19 protein-coding genes are annotated in these 18241 nt (G+C 77.2%); 9 read left to right on the forward strand and 10 right to left on the reverse strand.

Features of this window, described 5'->3' with window-relative positions; all coding sequences use genetic code 11:
* Positions 1-84 precede the first annotated feature (84 nt).
* The 8 genes from WJX68_RS23380 to WJX68_RS23415 all read right to left on the reverse strand — a co-directional run bounded on the left by WJX68_RS23380 (position 85) and on the right by WJX68_RS23415 (position 8044).
* Complete coding sequence (locus WJX68_RS23380; RefSeq protein WP_422785763.1) at positions 85-576, reverse strand: MogA/MoaB family molybdenum cofactor biosynthesis protein; 492 nt, start codon at positions 574-576, stop codon at positions 85-87.
* A gap of 221 nt (positions 577-797) precedes the next feature.
* Positions 798-2522, reverse strand: coding sequence for a trypsin-like peptidase domain-containing protein (locus tag WJX68_RS23385; protein WP_340294761.1), 1725 nt, complete (start codon positions 2520-2522; stop codon positions 798-800).
* 63 nt (positions 2523-2585) lie between these two features.
* A complete protein-coding gene (locus tag WJX68_RS23390; protein WP_422785764.1) occupies positions 2586-4031 on the reverse strand; it encodes a sensor histidine kinase in 1446 nt (481 codons plus the stop codon).
* Positions 4032-4033: 2 nt separating this feature from the next.
* Positions 4034-4726: a response regulator transcription factor gene (locus WJX68_RS23395; protein ID WP_340294765.1), complete on the reverse strand. Its 693-nt coding sequence runs from the start codon at positions 4724-4726 to the stop codon at positions 4034-4036.
* A 60-nt stretch (positions 4727-4786) separates the two neighbouring features.
* Positions 4787-5551, reverse strand: coding sequence for a hypothetical protein (locus tag WJX68_RS23400; protein ID WP_340294768.1), 765 nt, complete (start codon positions 5549-5551; stop codon positions 4787-4789).
* Positions 5541-6086: a sigma-70 family RNA polymerase sigma factor gene (locus WJX68_RS23405; protein WP_340294771.1), complete on the reverse strand. Its 546-nt coding sequence runs from the start codon at positions 6084-6086 to the stop codon at positions 5541-5543. Before WJX68_RS23405 ends, WJX68_RS23400 begins: the two co-directional genes overlap by 11 nt.
* 196 nt (positions 6087-6282) lie before the next feature.
* Complete coding sequence (locus tag WJX68_RS23410; protein WP_340294773.1) at positions 6283-7155, reverse strand: MIP/aquaporin family protein; 873 nt, start codon at positions 7153-7155, stop codon at positions 6283-6285.
* Between the two features lie 31 nt (positions 7156-7186).
* On the reverse strand, positions 7187-8044 hold the full coding sequence (locus WJX68_RS23415; RefSeq protein ID WP_340294776.1) for an NAD(P)-dependent oxidoreductase: 858 nt from the start codon (positions 8042-8044) through the stop codon (positions 7187-7189).
* 56 nt (positions 8045-8100) lie between these two features.
* Between WJX68_RS23415 and WJX68_RS23420 the strand changes: the two genes are divergently transcribed.
* From WJX68_RS23420 to WJX68_RS23445, 6 genes are all read left to right on the forward strand, one after another.
* The gene (locus WJX68_RS23420) at positions 8101-8805 is read left to right on the forward strand and encodes a mycothiol-dependent nitroreductase Rv2466c family protein (protein ID WP_340294778.1); all 705 of its coding nucleotides are present in this window, start codon (positions 8101-8103) and stop codon (positions 8803-8805) included.
* A 21-nt stretch (positions 8806-8826) separates the two neighbouring features.
* Positions 8827-9525: an SGNH/GDSL hydrolase family protein gene (locus WJX68_RS23425; RefSeq protein ID WP_340294780.1), complete on the forward strand. Its 699-nt coding sequence runs from the start codon at positions 8827-8829 to the stop codon at positions 9523-9525.
* A 52-nt stretch (positions 9526-9577) separates the two neighbouring features.
* A complete protein-coding gene (gene ppk2 / locus WJX68_RS23430) occupies positions 9578-10375 on the forward strand; it encodes a polyphosphate kinase 2 (protein ID WP_340294782.1) in 798 nt (265 codons plus the stop codon).
* A 93-nt stretch (positions 10376-10468) separates the two neighbouring features.
* A complete protein-coding gene (locus tag WJX68_RS23435) occupies positions 10469-11563 on the forward strand; it encodes an SDR family oxidoreductase (RefSeq protein ID WP_340294784.1) in 1095 nt (364 codons plus the stop codon).
* 24 nt (positions 11564-11587) lie between these two features.
* Positions 11588-12145, forward strand: coding sequence for a TetR/AcrR family transcriptional regulator (locus WJX68_RS23440; RefSeq protein ID WP_340294786.1), 558 nt, complete (start codon positions 11588-11590; stop codon positions 12143-12145).
* 119 nt (positions 12146-12264) lie between these two features.
* Entirely contained in the window at positions 12265-12444 is a 180-nt protein-coding gene (locus tag WJX68_RS23445) for a hypothetical protein (RefSeq protein ID WP_340294788.1), read from the forward strand.
* 45 nt (positions 12445-12489) lie between these two features.
* On the opposite strand, the gene WJX68_RS23450 is transcribed toward WJX68_RS23445, so the two are convergent.
* Positions 12490-13674, reverse strand: coding sequence for a YbfB/YjiJ family MFS transporter (locus WJX68_RS23450; RefSeq protein WP_340294790.1), 1185 nt, complete (start codon positions 13672-13674; stop codon positions 12490-12492).
* Positions 13675-13793: 119 nt separating this feature from the next.
* Between WJX68_RS23450 and WJX68_RS23455 the strand changes: the two genes are divergently transcribed.
* The 3 genes from WJX68_RS23455 to WJX68_RS23465 all read left to right on the forward strand — a co-directional run bounded on the left by WJX68_RS23455 (position 13794) and on the right by WJX68_RS23465 (position 17577).
* Positions 13794-14378, forward strand: a complete 585-nt coding sequence (locus WJX68_RS23455; RefSeq protein ID WP_340294792.1) for a TetR/AcrR family transcriptional regulator — start codon at positions 13794-13796, stop codon at positions 14376-14378.
* 28 nt (positions 14379-14406) lie between these two features.
* Positions 14407-15159, forward strand: a complete 753-nt coding sequence (locus WJX68_RS23460; RefSeq protein ID WP_340294795.1) for an FkbM family methyltransferase — start codon at positions 14407-14409, stop codon at positions 15157-15159.
* A gap of 63 nt (positions 15160-15222) precedes the next feature.
* The gene (locus WJX68_RS23465) at positions 15223-17577 is read left to right on the forward strand and encodes a CDP-alcohol phosphatidyltransferase family protein (RefSeq protein ID WP_340294798.1); all 2355 of its coding nucleotides are present in this window, start codon (positions 15223-15225) and stop codon (positions 17575-17577) included.
* On the opposite strand, the gene WJX68_RS23470 is transcribed toward WJX68_RS23465, so the two are convergent.
* Complete coding sequence (locus WJX68_RS23470) at positions 17562-18230, reverse strand: RibD family protein (RefSeq protein WP_340294800.1); 669 nt, start codon at positions 18228-18230, stop codon at positions 17562-17564. The genes WJX68_RS23465 and WJX68_RS23470 overlap by 16 nt on opposite strands.
* Positions 18231-18241: the final 11 nt, after the last annotated feature.

Consider the following 18241-nt stretch of genomic DNA (forward strand, 5'->3'; position numbering starts at 1 on the left):
CCCGCCGGTGCCCCCGGCGAACTGACCCCCTGACGACGGACGGGCCCCGGCGGATCGCCGGGGCCCGTCCGTGTCGGCGCGGCGTCAGTCGTCGAGCCCGGACAGCTCCGAGATGACGTGCGGGACCAGCGGCGTCAGGGTCGCCATGCCGTCGCGGACGGCGGCGCGCGAGGCCGCCAGGTTCACCACGAGCGTGCTGCCCGAGACACCGACGACGCCACGGGACACGCCCGCGTCGACCGCGCCCGCGGCCAGCCCGGAGGCGCGGATGGCCTCGGCGATGCCGGGCACCGGCCGGTCGAGGACCCCGGTGGTCGCGTCGGGCGTGACGTCGCGGGGCGAGACCCCGGTGCCGCCGACGGTCACCACGAGGTCGACACCGCCGATGACGGCCGTGTTCAGCGCGCTGCGGATGGCGACGACGTCGCCCGGCGCGGACACGACGCCGTCGACGACGAAGTGCGCCTCCTCCAGCAGCTCGGTCACCAGCGGGCCGGTCCCGTCGGACCGCTCGCCCGCACTGACCCGGTCGTCGACGATCACCACGAGGGCACGGCCGATCTGGGGACCCGACATCTCCATGCCGTCACCCTAGCCCCGGCAGCGGGCCCGCCCCCGGGGGAGGCCATGCCGGTGCGGGGAGGGGGGACCGGCACCGACACGGCGCTCCGGGCGCATCCGGTGGGGCACCACCGAATACGGTGTCACCCCATCACGTAGATGCTTCACCGGTCAACGAGACGCGGTCCCCGCCACCCGCCCGGCCCCGTCCGTGCGGAGGGCCCGGCCACGGCCGGTCACTGCTCGCCGAGGGTGACCTGCACCGTCCGGCCGGCGCCCGACGCGTCGACGATCTCCAGCTGCACGACGCTGCCCGGCGGCTGCGACCGGACCGCCGCCTGCAGGTCGGTACCGGTCGTCGTCCGCTGGTCGCCCAGACGGGCGACGATCTCCTGCGGACGCAGCCCGGCCTGCGCGGCGGCGCCGCCCGGGGTCACCTCCTGGATGACCGCGCCACGCAGCTCCGGGTCGTTCCCCACGGTCACGCCGAGCACCGCGTGGGTGGCCCGGCCGCCGTCGCGCAGCTGGTCGGCGATGCGGCGGGCCTGGTTCACCGGGATGGAGAACCCGACGCCGATCGAGCCGCCGCCGGGCCCGGCCGTCGCGATCGCGGAGTTGATGCCGACGACGCGGCCGTCGGCGTCGACGAGCGGGCCGCCGGAGTTGCCCGGGTTGATGGCGGCGTCGGTCTGGATGGCGTTGAGGACGGTGTCCTCCCCGCCCGCGACGGCGGCCTCCGCGGGGATCCCGACCGCCCGGTCGACCGCGGACACGATGCCGGTGGTGACCGACCCGCCGAGCCCGAGCGGCGACCCGAACGCGGTGACCTGCTGGCCGACCCGCACCGCGTCGGAGTCCCCGAGCTCGACGGTCTGCAGCCCGGGCAGGTCGGTCCGCACGAGCGCGATGTCGGACTGCGGGTCCTGGCCGACGATCGTGCCCGTCCCGGCCCGGCCGTCCTGCAGCACGACGCGCAGGGTCCCGCCCTGCGCGGCCGGCGCGACGACGTGGTTGTTGGTGAGGATCAGCCCGTCCGCGGCGATGATCATGCCGGAGCCCTCGCCGCGGTCGCCCACGTTGCCGGCACCGCCGTCGACCCGGATCTGGACGACGGCGGGCAGCACCTTCGCCGCGACCGCCTCGACCGAGCCCGGCCCGGCCGCGGCAGCGGAGCCGCCCGCGATCCGGGCGCCGATCACCCCGCCGAGGGCCCCCGCGACCAGCGCGACCAGCAGCCCGGCCGCCACCAGGACGACGGCCCGTCGCCCCCGGCCGGGGGCTCGCGGCGGGGGCGTCGTGGCCCCGGCCGCCCACGGCGGCGGGCCGGCACCGTCGGAGTCGGCGGGCACGACCGCGGTCGCGCCGTCCGCACCGTCCCCGGCGGCACCGTCGGCGTACACGGCCGTCGGGGTCGTTCCCGCCGCGGACCCGGACGGGGTGGCCCCGGACGGTGCCGCGGGAGCGTCCTGGGCGGCGGCGGTGCTGCCCGGCCGGGCCCACGGGTTCGCGACGGCGGGCCAGCGGTCCGTCGGCGGGTCCTGGGTGGAGACGGCCTCGACGTCCTGGCCCTGCTCGGCGCCGGCGTCGGCCGGGGCGTCGGCGCCGGGGCCGGGGGCCGGGCCGGGGTCCGCGGCGGCGGAGCCCTCCGCAGCCGGTCCCGCGGTGTCGGCGGAGTGCGCGGTGGTGTCGGGGCGGGTCCCGCCGGCACCGTCCGGGCCGGGGGTGGCCGGGCCGGACACGTCGGCCTCGGGGTCCGCCCCGGGCGCGGGGTCCGGACCGGACCCCGCCGAGCCCGCCCCGTCGGGGCCGGATCCGGTGGCGGAGGCGGCCGGCCCGGCCGGAGCCGCGGCGGCGTCGTCCTCCCGCGCGGCGTCCGCGGGCGCGTCCTGCGCACGACCGGTCCCCCCGGGGGTCCCCGCTCCGGTGCGGGTCGTCTCCTCGGGCGGGTCGTCCTGGGTCATGCGTCCACCGTCCGTCGTGTCGCTGCGTACTCCACCCCGCACTCCGGGGAGTTGTCCCCCAGGCTATGGGCTGTCCGGCTCCGCCACGTACCGGCCCGGCAGCGCCATCGAGAGCAGCGCGCCGCCCTCCGGCGCGCGCCCGGCCCGGACCTCTCCCCCGTGCCGCGCCGCGGCCTGCGCCACGATCGACAGCCCGAGGCCGGAGCCGGGCATCGTGCGCGAGGTGTCGGCGCGGTAGAAGCGGTCGAACACGTGCGGCAGGTCCTCGGGCGCGATGCCGCCGCCGGCGTCGGCGACCTCGATGACCAGCCACTCCGGCGACATCGGCACCATCGACAGCCGCACGGTGCCGCCGGGCGGGCTCCACTTCACGGCGTTGTCGAGCAGGTTGAGCACCGCGCGCTCCAGGGCGCTGGCGTCGCCGTCGAGGGTCCAGGGGTGGCGGTGCACCTCGAACTCGACCTCCCCAGCCCGGCGCCGGACCCGGTCCAGCGCCCGGTCGACGATCTCGGTCAGCTCCAGGGCCTCGGTGGTCATGGTCGGCGCGTCGTCGCGGGCGAGCTCGACGAGGTCGCCGACCAGGTGCGACAGCTCCTCGACCTGGGCGCGGACGTCGTCGAGCAGCTCCGCGCGGTCGTCGGCGGGCAGCTCGGGGGTGTCCGGCCGGTCGGCCGAGGCGAGCAGCTCCAGGTTCGTGCGCAACGACGTCAGCGGGGTCCGCAGCTCGTGCCCGGCGTCGGCGACCAGGCGGCGCTGCTGCTCGCGGGAGGCGGCCAGCGCGCCGAGCATGGTGTTGAACGACTGCGTGAGGCGGGCGAGCTCGTCGGAGCCGGAGATCGGGATCGGGCGCAGGTCGCCGGTCTTCGCGACCCGCTCGGTCGCCGCGGTCAGCCGCAGCACCGGGCGCAGACCGGTCCGGGCGACGGCGACGCCGGCCAGCGCCGCGAGCACCACCCCGCCGAGCCCGACGACCGGCAGCGCGGTCCCCATCCGGGTCACGACCCGGGTCATCGTGTCCAGCCGCTGGGCCAGCACCAGGGCCCGGCCGTCCCCGGCCCGCACGGCGACGATCCGGTACGGCACGCCGTCGAGGTCGGCGGTGCGGCCGGACTGCGTCGGGCCGCCCTGCGCGACGGCGATCTCCGGTGCCGCCACCGGCGGCCGGGAGGTCTCGTCGGCCGAGGTGGCCACGCCCGAGGCGTAGACCAGCGCGATGTGCAGGTCGGCCGCACCGAGGACGTCCGGGGGCAGCGCGGCGAGCAGCTGCGGGTCGATCAGGTCGCTCTGCGCGGCCGCGTAGGCACGCTGCAGCAGGGCCTCGTCGAGCGAGCTGGTGAGGTTCTGGCGCACGACCAGGAACGCCGCGGCCGACACGAGCAGCACCATCGCCGCCGCGACCAGCGCCGCCAGCACCCCGATCCGGGCGCGCAGGGTGAACCGCTCGCGGTCCGGCGCCCCCGCGACGCCGCGCCGCCACCAGCGCTCGGCGCGCTCCTCGTCCGGGTGCAGGGTCACGGCGGGGTGTCCCGCAGGACGTAGCCGACGCCGCGGACGGTGTGGATCAGGCGCGGCTCGCCGTCGGCCTCGGTCTTGCGGCGCAGGTAGCCCACGTAGACCTCCAGGGCGTTGCCGCTGGTCGGGAAGTCGTAGCCCCACACCTGTTCGAGGATCTGCGCGCGGGTCAGCACCCGGCGCGGGTGGGCGAGCAGCAGCTCCAGCAGCGAGAACTCGGTGCGGGTCAGGCTGATCGGGCGGCCGCCGCGCGACACCTCGCGGGTTTCGGGGTCCAGTGACAGGTCGGCGAAGGTGAGCGCGGCGGCGCCGGCGCCCTCGTCCGGGTCGGCGGTGCGGCGCCGCAGCAGCGCCCGCAGCCGGGCCAGCAGCTCCTCCAGCGCGAACGGCTTGGGCAGGTAGTCGTCGGCGCCCGCGTCGAGGCCCGCGACCCGGTCGGAGACGGCGTCGCGGGCGGTGAGCACCAGGATCGGCAGCTCGTCTCCGGCGCTGCGCAGCCGTCGGCAGACCTCCAGGCCGTCGACCCGCGGCATCATCACGTCCAGGACGAGCGCGTCCGGCCGGTCGGTGAGCATCCGGTCCAGCGCCGCCTGGCCGTCCTCGGCCAGGTCGACCTGGTAGCCGTTGAAGGCCAGCGAGCGGCGCAGCGAGTCCCGGACCGCCTTGTCGTCGTCCACGACCAGAATGCGCATGGCGCCAGTCTCGCCCACCGGCCTGAGACCGGGCTGAGCGGAGCCCGTGAGCGGGCTGACTCAGGCGGCGTCCCGGTCGTCGCGGGCCGTGGGCCCCGGCGGTGGACGCCCGGCGGGCACGGCGGCGGCCACGTCCACGCGGCCGGGGCCCGGCCCGTCGCCGCCGCCGCGCCGGACCAGCACGCACAGCAGGACCCACCCGGCCAGTGACGCGAGGTGCGGCAGCTCGACGGCCACGGTCGTACGCCCGAGCGCGGCGTCGACGACCGCGAGCAGGCACAGCGCGACGGCGGCGACCCCGGTCGGCAGCCGCAGCCCCGGTGCCCGCGACGGCCGGTACGCCGCGACGGCGAACGCGACACCGAGCGCGAGGTTGAACACCCCCAGCTCCCGGGCCGCGTGCGGCGGCACGTCCGGCCCGGCGTCCGCGACGACCAGGGCCGGGACGACGACCACGAGGTGCGCCGCGGCGGCCAGGGCCAGCCCGGCCCGCACCGGCGAGGGCCGCCGGTCGCGACGACGCCCGTCGGCCAGGACCGCGGCCACGACCTCGTCGGTGCGGTCCCGGACCGGCAGCGCGGGGGCGACGCGGACCCGCCGGTCGACCCGCTCGGCGCGGGCCGCCCAGTCCCGGCAGGCCGCGCAGGTGCCGAGGTGCTCGCCGCGCTCGACCGGGCCGACCGGGGCGTCCTCGCCGTCGGCGGCCGCCGAGAGCGAGAGCCGCACGTCGCGGCAGCGCTGCGGCGGGCCGTCGGGCGGGTCGAGCGGGACCTCGGGGCCGCCGGCGTCCGGCGGACCCGCGGGCGGGCCGTCGTCATCGCGCATCGGACTCGTGTCCCTCCTCCGGTGCGCCACCCGCGTGGCGGATCAGCTCGGTCCGCGCCCGCGCGACGCGGGACCGCACGGTGCCGGGCGGGCAGCCGAGCACGGCGGCCGCGTCGTCGTAGCCGAGACCGAGCAGCTGGGTCAGCGCGAACGCGGCCCGGCGCTCCGGCTCCAGGCGGGCCAGCAGCGACCGTACGGCGAACGGCGGGTCGTCGGCGACGGGGGCGGGACGCTCCGGCGGGGCCGCCGCGAGCTGCTCGCGACCGCGCCGCCGCACCCGGGTGCGCAGCTCGTCCATGCAGGTCCGCCGCGCGATGGCCAGCATCCAGGTGCGGGCGGGGGCGTCGCGGCGGAACCCGGGCAGGGCCCGGCAGATCCGCAGGTAGCTCTCCTGGGCGAGGTCGTCGGCGGACTCGGGGTCGACGAGGTGCGCGCACAGCGTCCACACCTGGGGGTAGCCGGCGCGCACCAGCGCGGCCAGCTCGGCGGGACCGCCCCGCTGCGCCGCGACGGCGGCCCGGGTCAGGTCGTCCACCGGTGTGTCCCCTCCCCGTCCCGGTCACTCCGCTCGTGACAGCGGCGGCAGTGGCCCCGCAGCACGACCGTCACGTCGGTGACCTCGGCGGTGACGCCGTGCGCGGCGGCCAGCTCCGCCGGTGTCGTGTCCAGTGCGATCCGCCGGCGGTGACCGCAGCACCGGCAGCGCGCCGTCGCCCACAGCACGGCGCCGCTCAGGCGTCGGTGCGGGCGAGGACCGTCTCCGGCGGCGCGCCGCGCGAGAGCACCGCGCGGTAGGTGACGGCGCCGAGCAGGCCCCCGACGAGGGGACCCGCGACGAACACCCACCAGTCCGCGCCGGTGCCGGAGACGAACATCGGACCGAGCGCCCGGGCCGGGTTGACCGCGGCACCGTCGACGGGTCCGGCGACGAACACCGCGACGGCCAGCGCCGCACCGATCAGCAGCGGGGCGAGCCCCTCGGGCGCCCGCCGGTCGGTGGTCACCGCGACCACCACCAGGACGAGCACGAAGGTGGCGACGACCTCGGCGAGGAAGGCCTGGCCCGCGGTGGCCCCGGGGCTGACGGCGTTCGCGCCGAGGTGGGGTGCGCCGCGGGCGGCCGCACCGCCGATCCCCCAGGTCACGAAGGCCGCCACGGAGGCGCCGAGCAGCTGCGCGGCGACGTAGGCCGGGACCCAGCGGGCGGGGAAGCGCCGGACCGCCGCGAGTGCGACGGTCACGGCCGGGTTCACGTGCGCCCCGGAGACGTGCCCGAACGACGCGACGACGACGGCCAGCGCGAGCCCGTTGACGAGCGCGACCGCCAGGGAGCCGAAGCCCGCCCCGGCGAGCGGCCGGGCCAGGCCGGCCGCCGACGCGGTCGTGGTGATGGCCAGGACCAGGACGAAGGTGCCCACGAGCTCGGCGCCGCAGGCGCGTACGGAGGGCCCGGCACCCCCCGTGCCGGGCCCGTCGGTGGGAGCTGCGGGGTCGCTGCGCGCGTCCGGGGTGCTCGGGATCCGGATCTCGACGCCCATCGCGGGCTCCTTCCTGCCGGTGTCGGTCAGCAGGTCGGTCCGGGGGCCGCTCCCGGGTCCCGCCACGGACGTGACCCCGGTCACACGCTGGGTCGGCTCAGGACGCCTCGTGGGCGGCGGCCATGTCGTCGCCGCCGTGGCCCCGCTCCGAGGCCCGGCGGAGCCGGTCGCGCACGGCCGGGGCCACGTCGAGCCGCGTCCCGGCGCCCTCGGCGGCGGCGACGATGAGCCCGGCGTCCTTCGCGGCGTTGTCGACGGTGAAGCTCGGCGTGTAGTCCTTCGCGAGGATCGCCGCCGCCTTGTCCTGCAGGTAGGGCAGGTCCAGCGGGCCACCGGCGACGGCGTCGAGGAAGGCCTGCGGGTCGACGCCCAGCCCGTCGGCGAGCGCGAGGGTCTCCCCGGCGGCGGCGGTGATCGCGAGCACCCAGCTGTTGGCGACGAGCTTGAGCCGGCCGGCCTGGGCCCGGTCGGCGTCCCCGGCGACCCACACGGTCTGCCGGCCGACGGCGTCGAGCACCGGGTCGACCGTCGGGCGCACCGACGGGTCCCCGGCCACGAACACCACCAGCTGCCCGGACTCGGCGGGGGCGCGGGTGCCGAGCACCGGCGCGTCGAGCAGGACCAGGCCGTGCCGCCGCGCGAGCGGGCGCAGCGTCTCGAACGGCTCGACGCCGACGGTGGTGGTCTGCAGCCAGACCTGGCCCTGTGACAGGCCGTCGGCGGCCTGCTCCATGACGGCGACGACGTCCTGCGCGTCGCCCAGCATCGTGACGATCACGTCGGCGCCGCGCACGGCGTCGGCGGGGTCGGCGCACGCGGTCGCACCGGCGTCGGCGAGCGGCTGCGCCTTCGCGGCGGTGCGGTTCCACACCCGTAGGTCGAGGCCCGCGGACAGGACGTTGTGTCCCATCCCGGCGCCCATGATCCCGGTCCCGAGCAGTACGACGGTCGTCATGGCCTCCACGGTAGGTCGGCCCCGCAGGCCCCGCCCGGAACCGGGTACCCGGTGGCATGAGCGACGACGTCGAGTTCTTCTTCGACCCGATCTGCCCCTTCTGCTGGGTGACCTCCCGCTGGGTGGTCGAGGTCGCCCGGCAGCGCGACGTCACGGTGCGCTGGCGGCCGCTCCCGCTCGCGATCCTCAACGAGGGCATCTCCTACGAGCAGCGCAGGACGGTCTCGGAGTCCTACCCGGACTCCCACCGGCGCGGCCTGGAGATGCTGCGGGTGATCGAGGCCGCCGCCGCGGCCCACGGCGCCGGGGTCGTCGGCGATCTCTACACCGCGTTCGGCGAGCTGGTCTGGGACACCCCGGCGCCCGACGACGACGGGATCGACGCCGTCATGCAGGTCATGGCCCGGCCCCGCGACCTGCGTCCGGCGCTGGAACGCCTCGGCCTCGACCCCGTGCTCGCCGGGGCGGCCACCGACACGTCCCTCGACGAGGCGCTGCGCGCGACCGTCGCCGAGGCCCGCGCCCGCTGCGGCGACGACGTCGGCACCCCGATCCTGTCGTTCTCGCCGCCGGACGGCCCGGCGCTGTTCGGCCCCGTGATCGACTCGGTGCCGACCGGCGAGGACGCGCTGCGGCTGTGGGACGCGACGTACACCCTGGCCACCTGGCCCGGGTTCGCCGAGCTCAAGCGCAGCCTGCGCTCGTTCCCCGACACCCCGCTGACCGCCCGCGTCGCCCGCCGCGAGACGACGGTGCGGTAGGAATCCTGCTTCACTGGCGCCGTGACCGACACGGGTGATCTCGGGTTCTCCAACCGGACGGGCCGGCCGCCGGGCCGGGTGATCACCGCCGTGTCCCGGTTCGTCCCCGCGATCCGCCGCGTGCAGCAGCAGATCGAGCCGTACGCCCGGCGCTGGGAGGAGCGCAACCGCGCCGAGCTGGAGCGGACCGGGCCGCTGTGCGTCGTGCTCGGCGACTCGATGGCGCAGGGCGTGGGGGCGTCGCGGCCCGAGTGCGGGTGGGCCGGGCAGCTGATCGACCGGCTGCCGGGGTGGCGGCTGGTCAACCTGTCCCAGTACGGCGCCCGGGTCGACGACGTCCTCGACGCCCAGCTCCCGGCGGCGCTGCGGCTGGAGCCGGACCTGCTGCTGTGCCTGATCGGCTCCAACGACCTGATGCAGCCCAAGCACCAGGACGGCGTCGGGAACCGGTACGCCGCCCTGCTGGACCGGCTCCCGCCCGGCACCGTGGTCGGCAACCAGCCCGGCACCTTCGCGGCCGCGCTGCAGGTCAACGGCTTGATCGACGACGCCGTCCAGCGCCGCGGGCTGGTGCTGGCCGAGCTGCGCGACCCGCGCACGCGGCACTGGCGCGGCAAGCTCGCCTCCGACCGGTTCCACCCCAACGACCGCGGCTACGCCGCGATCGCCGAGGTGTTCACCGAGGCCCTGCGCCGGGCCGGGTACCGCGACGCCTCCTGAGGCGGAGCGTCGTGCCCGCCGGATCACCGTGCGGTCTGGTTGGCTGTGCCGGGTGACGACCCCGAAGCTGCCGCGCAAGGTCTACGACGCCGAGCTGCTGCGCCTGCAGGGCGAGCTGCTGAAGATGCAGGAGTGGGTCCGCGCCCGCGGCGAACGCGTGGTCGTCGTGTTCGAGGGCCGCGACGCGGCGGGCAAGGGCGGGGCGATCCAGCGGGTCACCCAGTACCTCAACCCGCGGTTCGCGCGGATCGTCGCGCTGCCCGCGCCGACCGAGCGCGAGAAGGGGCAGTGGTACTTCCAGCGCTACGTCGAGCACCTGCCCGCGGCCGGGGAGATCGTGCTGATGGACCGCTCCTGGTACAACCGCGCCGGCGTCGAGCGGGTCATGGGCTTCTGCACCGAGGCCGAGTACCGCCGCTTCCTGCGCCAGGCCCCGGCGTTCGAGCAGCTGCTCGTCGAGGACGGCGTCCACCTGCGCAAGTACTGGTTCTCCGTCAGCGCCGAGGAGCAGGCCCGCCGGTTCGCCGAGCGGCTGGACAACCCGCTCAAGCAGTGGAAGCTCTCGCCGATGGACCTCGAGTCGATGACCCGCTGGGACGACTACTCCAAGGCCCGCGACGACATGCTCACCCACACCGACACCGAGCAGGCGCCGTGGTGGATCGTCGAGGCCGAGCAGAAGCGCAACGCGCGGATCAACATGATCCACCACCTGCTGTCGTCGGTCCCGTGGGAGCCGGTGGAGCGCCGGGTGCTGACGCTGCCGCAGCGGGCCCCGTCGAGCGGCTACGAGCGGCCGCCGCGCGAGGTGCAGCGCGACGTCCCCGACCACGCCGCGACGCTGATCTAGGTCACACCCGCCCTGACGGTACCGCCGGTACCGGATACCGTGGCGCGAGACGACGGGCGCGGCACGGACGCCGCGCGGAGAGGCGGTGCCGACGTGGGCGTCGTGCTGTTCACCGGGTTCCCGGGCTTCCTCGGCTCGGCCCTGCTCCCCCGCACCCTGCGGCGGGCTCCCGACGCCCGGGCGGTCGCCCTGGTCCAGGCGAAGTTCCTCGACCAGGCCCGGTCCACGCTGGCCCGGATCGAGCGCGAGAGCCCGGAGATCGCCGGTCGCACCGACCTCGTCACCGGCGACATCACCGCCGACGGCCTGGGGCTCGACCCGGCCGAGCGGGAGCGCCTGCTGGCGGGACCGCTGGAGATCTTCCACCTGGCCGCCGTCTACGACCTGTCGGTGCCCGCGGACGTCGCGTGGGCGGTCAACGTCGAGGGCACCCGTCAGGTGGTGCGCCTCGCGGAGTCCGCACCCGGGCTGGTCCGGCTGCAGTACGTGTCGACCTGCTACGTCTCCGGCCGCCACGACGGCGTCTTCGCCGAGACCGACCTGGAGCTCGGCCAGCCCTTCGCCAACCACTACGACCACACCAAGCACGAGGCCGAGCGGGTGGTCGCCGCGGCCCGCGACGCCGGCCTGCCGGTGTCGGTCTACCGGCCGTCGATCGTCGTCGGGGACTCCGTCACCGGGACGACGAGCAAGTTCGACGGGCCGTACTACGTGCTGCAGCTGCTCGCCCGCCAGGGCCGGACGGCGTTCATGCCGCTGCCCGGCGCGGCGGCGCGCACGCAGTTCAACCTGGTGCCCTCGGACTACGTCGTCGACGCGATCGCCGCGCTGGCCGGGCACGCCCCCGCCGTGAACCGGACGTTCGCCCTCGCCCAGCCCGAGCCCCCGACGGTGACCCGGATGTGCGAGGTCTTCGCCGACCGGCTCGGCAAGCGGCTGCGGGCGGTGCCGATGCCGGTGGGGCTCGCCGCGTTCTCGATCGACCACGTCCCCGGCGTCGGACGGCTGTTCAAGGTCCCGTCCAGCACGCTGGAGTACCTCACCCACCCGACCCGCTACGACACCGCCGCGACGACCGCGATGCTCGGCGGGCTCGGCGTGCACTGCCCGTCCTTCGACGACCACGTCGACGCGATGGTGCGCTTCTTCCTGGCGAACCCGCAGGTCGGCACGGCCGCGATGGTCTGAGCCCTGGAGGGCTACCGTCGGGTGGTGGCCATCGAGCGGAACGACGTGCTCCTCGCGGCCGCGACCGTGCTCGTGCAGAACCCGGCCGCGTCGATGACGGAGATCGCGAGCGGTGCCGGCATCAGCCGGGCGACCCTGCACCGGCTCGTCGACGGCCGGGACGCGCTGATCGAGGAGCTCAGCGAGATGGGCGTCGAGCGCGGCATCGCCGCGATCCGGGCCGCCCGCACCGGGGAGGGCGACCCGGTCGAGGCCGTCCGGCGGGTGATCGTCGAGCTGATGCCGTCGGTGGACCTGTGGGTGCTGGCCGAACGCATCCAGTCCAGCGACGAGGTCCTCGCCCGCTACGCCGAGATGGACACCCTGCTCGTCGAGCTGTTCCGGCGCGGACAGCGGGCCGGGGCCTTCTGCGTCACCCAGTCCGCCACCTGGATGACCGAGGCGCTGTACGCGCTGCTGATCCGGGCCGTGCTCGCCGCGCACGACGGGCGGCTGGCCCGCCAGGACATCGCGGCGGTGACCGAGCGGACCCTGCTGGCCGGGGTCGTGGAGACGGCCGCGCGGGCACCGTCGGCCACCTGACGCGCAGCCGGGTGAGGCGTGGCACACGCACATCACTATTGAGACAGCTCTGTCTCACTGGCTACCGTGGTGACGCGAGCCGGACACCGGAGTCGCCGCTCGTCACGAGGAGGTAGTCGATGACCACGACCGAGATGCCCCTGCCGTCCTGGCCCGAGACCCTGCGGACGGCCGCGCAGCGCACCGGGGGTGTGCTCCGCGAGATCTGGGTCGGCATCGACACCTGGAGCGCGGTGACCCACGGGCGCGCCCCGGCGCCCGTCCGGACCCCGGACCGGGACCGCACCGCCCGCGGCTGAGGCCGCACCCGGACCGCCCGGACCCGGCCACCGGTGTCCGGGCGCTCAGTCCGCCGGCGGCGCGAGCCGCGGGTGCAGCTGGGTCCAGGCGAGCAGGCCGGCCGCCCCGGTGACGGCGAAGGTGGCGCCGAGACCGATCTGCCCGGCCAGCGCGCCGGCCAGCGGTGCCGCGGCCGTCTGGCCGACCCCGAGGGCCAGGAACGCCCGGGTGACCCCGCGCGCCGGGGACGCCGGGAACAGCCGCGCCGCCCACAGGATGCAGAGCCCGGTCAGCGCCATGTAGCCGGTCCCGAACAGCCCGGCCGAGACCAGCGCACCGGCGACCCCGGGCGCGGGCAGCGCGAGCAGCGCGATGCCCGCTGACCAGGCCGTCCAGACGACGAGCCCGACCGCCCGCAGGCCGTGGCGCTCCACCGCCCGGCCCGCGGCCCCGCCGAGCAGGCCGACCAGCCCGATCGCGCCCCACGCCGCGGTCGCGACCAGCGGACCGACCCCGGCCTCGGCGAGCCGGGTCGTCGAGAACGTCCAGTACGGTGCGCTGACCGCGCCCAGCAGGGCCGCGCCGAGCAGCAGTGCCCCGGTCCCGCCCGCCCGCCCCGCGGCCGGCGGACCCGCGGGCCCGGCGACGCCGGGGTCCGGTCCGGTGCCGGCGCGGCGGAGCAGCCACGCCGTCACCGCGGTCGTCGCGGCGGCGAGCAGGGCGAAGCCGAGCCACACCGGGCGCCAGTCCCCGGGCAGCAGCGGGGCGGACGCGGTCAGCGCGAGACCGGCCCCGGTCCCGGTGTTCGCCCACGTCTGGGCCCGCCCGCGGTCGGCCCGGCCCACCGTCTCGACGACGAGCTGCGCCACCCCCGGCGACGCGAGCCCGGCCCCGGACCCGGCGACGACGATCCCCGCCGCGAACACCGCGACGCCCGGTGCGAGCGCCATCGCGAGCAGTCCGGCCGTCGCCGCGAGCCCGGCCGCGACGGTGCTGCCGCGCGCCGACCGCGCCGACAGCAGCGGCGCGGCGAGCAGCCCGAGCACGTAACCGGTCGTGGACAGCCCGCCCAGCACCCCGACCGCGACCGGCCCGAGGGCGAAGGCCTCGGTGAACCGCGGGACGAACAGGCCGTAGGCGTAGCGGGCGAAGCCGTAGCAGAGCGCGATCACCCCCGCGCCGAGCAGCGCGGTCGCCCACCACGGGCGGCCGGTCGCGGCGGGGACGGGCCGGGCGCGGGTCTCGGTCATGCCCGTAGTGAACCGATCGGTCTACTATCTCGCAACCCCGGTTCGCCGCCGATCCACGTTCTCGCCTGCTAGCGTCACTGTTCCCGGACCGACCGACCGGTCCACGAGAGGAGGTCACCGTGCCGCGCACACGACGGGGCGACGCCGGGCCGAGGGTGCTCGAGGCGGCCTCGCGGCTCTTCTACCGCGACGGCATCGGGACCGTCGGCGTCGACGCCGTGGCCGCCGAGGCCGGGGTCGCCAAGGCCGCGCTGTACACCCACTTCGGGTCCAAGGACCGGCTCGTCGTCGCCTACCTGCGCGAGCGGGACCGGCGCTGGCAGGAGGAGATCGACCGGATCACCGCGGCGCACGCCTCGCCGCGGGAGCGGATCCTCGCCGTCTTCGACGCCTACGAGACCTGGCAGGCCCGCGACGGCTTCCGCGGCTGCGCCTTCGTCAACGCCGCCTCCGAGCTGGCCCGGCCCGACCACCCGGCCCGCGAGGTCGTCCGGCACCACAAGACCGCGCTGCGCGGCTACCTGCAGGCCCAGGTCGACCGGCTCGCCGGGCCCGGGGACCCGACGCTCGGCGCGACGCTGCTGATCCTGCTCGACGGCGCCGCCACGACCGCGGTGCTCGACCGGGGGCCCGGCCCGATCCGGCACGCGCGTGCCGTCGCGGACACGCTGCTCCCACCGGACACCGGCGACGAATCGTCCTGATCATCCGGTTCCGGATAGGCTCGGCCCGGTGCTGACCCGCGCCGCAGGCATCGCCCGCTCGCTCGCGACCTACCACGCGATCCCCGGACGTCAGCGCCGGATGCGCCGCTTCTACGGGCAGTTCCTGGGGCCGGGCGACCTGGCGTTCGACGTCGGCGCGCACGCGGGCAACCGGGTCCGGGCCTGGCGCGCGCTGGGCGCGCGGGTGGTCGCGGTCGAACCGCAGCCGGACTTCACCCGGCTGCTGCGGCTGTTCTTCGGCCGCGACGACGACGTGACCGTCCTCCCGGTGGCGCTCGGCGCCGGGCCCGGCACCGCGACGCTGGGCGTGTCGACCGCGACCCCGACGGTGTCCACGCTGTCGGCGCGGTGGCGCGAGACCGTCGCCGGCGACGCCGGGTTCGCCGCCGTGCGCTGGGACCGCTCCGTGGAGGTCGCCGTCACCACCCTGGACGAGCTGATCGCCGCGCACGGCGTCCCCGCGTTCTGCAAGATCGACGTCGAGGGGTTCGAGGCCGAGGTCCTCGCCGGGCTGTCCCGCCCGCTGCCCGCGCTGTCGTTCGAGTACCTGCCCGCGGCGCACGACGCCGCGGCCGCCGCGCTCGCCCGCGTCGAGGCGCTCGGCCGCCACGCCTACCGCTACTCCCCCGTCGAGACCATGACCTGGGACGACTCCGCAGGCGACCGCTGGGTCGACGCCGACGGGCTGCGCGCGATCCTGGAGCGACGGCGGCCGCTCGGCCGCTCCGGGGACGTCTACGCCCGCCCCGTCACCGACTGACCGCGACCGGCCGACGGGTTCGCCGTGCCCCCCGTCCGGCCGCGTCGGCATTCTGGAGCTGCGATGTCCCGTCCGTCCCGCGGTGCGCCCACCACCGCCCCCGTCACCGCGCAGGTCGCGGCGGGCGCGGTGCTGCTCGCGGCCGTGCTCGCCGTGCTCGCCGCGACGACCCCGGCGGGGGCGCTGCGGCTGACCGGCGCGGCCGTGACCGGCGCCGTCGCCGCCGCCCTGCTCGTGCGGGCGACCCGGCGGGGCGGGGAGCGGACGCTGGGCCCGGCCGGGCTGGTGACGCTCGGCCGCGGTGCGCTCGCGGTCGCCGCCGTCGCGCTGGTCGGCCTGGACGGCCCCGGGACGGTCGCGCTGGTCGCGCTCGCCGCCGTCGCGCTGGCCCTGGACGGGGCGGACGGGCCGGTCGCCCGCCGCACCGGCACCGTGACCGCGCCGGGCGCGCGGTTCGACATGGAGACCGACGCGTTCCTGCTGATGGTGCTGTCGGCGCACGTCGCCGCGACCACCGGGCACTGGTGGGTCACCGCGCTGGGGCTGCTGCGCTACGCCTTCGTCGCCGCGGGGCGGGTGGCGCCGTGGCTGCGCGGCCCGCTGCCGCCGCGGTACTCGGCGAAGGTCGTCGCCGCGCTGCAGGGCGTCGTCCTGGTCGTGACCGCGGCCGGGGTGCTGCCCGCCGGGGCGGCCCTGGCCGCGGTGGCGGTGGCGCTGGCCGCGCTGGTGTGGTCGTTCGGGGTGTCGGTGGCGCAGCTGTGGCGGGCCTCGGAGCGGCACCCGTTCGACCGGCGACGGGCGTGCGGCGCGCTGCTCACCGCCGTCTGCCTGGTGCTGGTCGCGGTCGTGCTGGTGCTGCCGTCGGACCCGGTCGCGCTCGCCCCGGCGGCGCTGCTGCGGCTGCCGGTCGAGGCCGTCCTCGGCGCGGCGCTGCTGGCCGTGCTGCCCGGGCGGGCGCGCGCCGTCGTCGCGGCCGGGCTGGGGGTGCTGCTCGCGGCCCTCGGGCTGCTCAAGGCCGCCGACCTGGGGTTCCGGACGGTGCAGGGCCGCCGGTTCGACGCGGTGTCGGACTGGGCGCTGCTGGGCAACGCCGTGGAGTTCGTGCGCGGCACCGCCGGGGCGGGCGCCGGGACGGCGACCGCGGTGCTCGCCGTCGTCGCCGCGGTCGGGCTGGTCGTCGCGACCGCCGCGGCGGCGGTGCGCCTGGGCACGATCGCGTCCCGGCACCGGCGGGCCGTCCTCGGCGGGGCCGTGCTGCTGGGCGCGGCATGGCTGGTCACCGGGCCGGTCGCGGGGGCGTCGCTGGTGGCGGGGGTGCCGGTCGCTGCGGCCGACGGGGTCGCCGAGACCACGTACCGGGCGCAGCAGATCCCACGGACGCTCGGCGAGCGCCGCGCGCTCGCCGCGCAGCTCGCCCACGACGACGTCGAGGTGTCCGACCGGCTGCTGAGCGCGCTGCGCGGCAAGGACGTCGTGGTCGCCTTCGTCGAGAGCTACGGCCGCACGGCCCAGCTGGCCCCGGAGACGGCCCCGCGGATCACCCCGGTGCTCGCCCGGGCCGACGACCGGCTCGCCCGCGCCGGGTTCGGCGTCCGCAGCGGCGTGCTCACCGCGCCGGTCAGCGGCGGCGGGAGCTGGCTGGCCCACGCGACCCTGTTCTCCGGGGTGACCGTCGCCGACCAGGCCACGCACGACCGGCTGACCGCCTCCGGCCGGGCGACGCTGCCGCGGCTGTTCCGCGACGCCGGGTGGGAGACCGCCGTCGTGACCCCGGGGACGACCCGGGAGTGGCCGGAGGCGGCATTCTTCGGCCACCAGCGGGTGTACGCGAGCGACGACCTCGGCTACGCGGGCCCGCCGTTCAGCTGGTCGCCGGTGCCGGACCAGTTCGCGCTGGCCGCCTTCTCGCGCCTCGAGCTCGACCGCCCCGGACGCGGCCCGCTGTTCGCCATGGTCACCCTGACCTCCAGCCACGCGCCGTGGTCGCCGGTGCCGCCGCTGCTCGACCCGGCCGAGCTCGGCGACGGCTCGGTCTACGCGCCGTACGCCCGCGGCGGGCGGCCCTACGAGTCGATCTTCTCCCTCGGCCGGGCGACCCTGCGCGAGGACTACCTGACCTCGCTGGAGTACTCGCTGCGCAGCGCCACCGGCTGGCTCGCCGACCGCCCGCGCACCGGCCGGGACCTCGTCGTCGTCCTGCTCGGCGACCACGAGCCGGGCGCGACGGTGTCCGGGCCCGGCGCGGGCGCCGACGTGCCGGTCTCGGTGATCAGCCGCGACCCGGCGGTGCTCGCCGCGACCGACGGCTGGGGCTGGACCCCGGGGCTCCGGCCGCCGCCCGGCGCCACGCCGTGGCGGATGGCCGAGTTCCGCGACCGGTTCCTCGCCGCGTACTCCGGGCCTCAGCCGGGCCGGTAGCGCAGCAGCACGAGGTCGCCCGTCGCGCGGGCCTCGACCAGCGTCATCGGCCGGTGCGGGGACTGCGGGAACGGGCCGTCGCCGACGAAGCGGGGCGCGCGGGCGTCCCCGACGAGGAACGGTGCGACCACGACGTGCAGCTCGTCCACCAGCCCGGCGGCGAGGAACGCGGTGTGCACCACGCCGCCGCCCTCGACCAGCAGGCTGCGCACCCCGCGGTCGGCGAGCGCGTCGAGCACCTCCGCCGGGTCCGGCGGGTCCCCGGCCGCGACGACCTCGGCGGCGTCACCGAGGCGGGCGCGCAGCGCGGCCGCGGCCGGGGCCGCGGTGAACACCAGCGGCGGAGGTCCCCCGGCGAACACCCGCGCCGCCGGGTCCAGCGACGCACCGGTGGTGAGCACGACCCGCAACGGCGACGGCGGACGCCCGGCCGCCGCGCGCTCGGCCCGCCGGCGCGGGCACCGCACGAGCAGCCGCGGGTCGTCGGCGCGCACGGTGCCCGCACCGACGAGGATGGCGTCGACCCCGGCGCGCACGGCGTCGACCCGGTCGAGGTCGTCGGCGTCGGACAGCACCAGGGTCGCCGGGCCGGCGTCGTCGATGTAGCCGTCGAGCGACATCGCCACCGACGCGACGACGTGCGGCCGGCTCACCGCGCACCCCC

The sequence above is a fragment of the Pseudonocardia spirodelae genome, from assembly GCF_037727765.1.
Taxonomy (GTDB): Bacteria; Actinomycetota; Actinomycetes; order Mycobacteriales; family Pseudonocardiaceae; genus Pseudonocardia; species Pseudonocardia spirodelae.

Coding starts and splice junctions, on each gene's coding strand:
- WJX68_RS23400 (WP_340294768.1), bottom strand. CDS start 5,551: ATGCGCGATGACGACGGCCCGCCCGCGGGTCCGCCGGACGCCGGCGGC.
- WJX68_RS23450 (WP_340294790.1), bottom strand. CDS start 13,674: ATGACCGAGACCCGCGCCCGGCCCGTCCCCGCCGCGACCGGCCGCCCG.
- WJX68_RS23385 (WP_340294761.1), bottom strand. CDS start 2,522: ATGACCCAGGACGACCCGCCCGAGGAGACGACCCGCACCGGAGCGGGG.
- WJX68_RS23420 (WP_340294778.1), top strand. CDS start 8,101: ATGAGCGACGACGTCGAGTTCTTCTTCGACCCGATCTGCCCCTTCTGC.
- WJX68_RS23445 (WP_340294788.1), top strand. CDS start 12,265: ATGACCACGACCGAGATGCCCCTGCCGTCCTGGCCCGAGACCCTGCGG.
- WJX68_RS23380 (WP_422785763.1), bottom strand. CDS start 576: ATGTCGGGTCCCCAGATCGGCCGTGCCCTCGTGGTGATCGTCGACGAC.
- WJX68_RS23465 (WP_340294798.1), top strand. CDS start 15,223: ATGTCCCGTCCGTCCCGCGGTGCGCCCACCACCGCCCCCGTCACCGCG.
- WJX68_RS23395 (WP_340294765.1), bottom strand. CDS start 4,726: ATGCGCATTCTGGTCGTGGACGACGACAAGGCGGTCCGGGACTCGCTG.
- WJX68_RS23415 (WP_340294776.1), bottom strand. CDS start 8,044: ATGACGACCGTCGTACTGCTCGGGACCGGGATCATGGGCGCCGGGATG.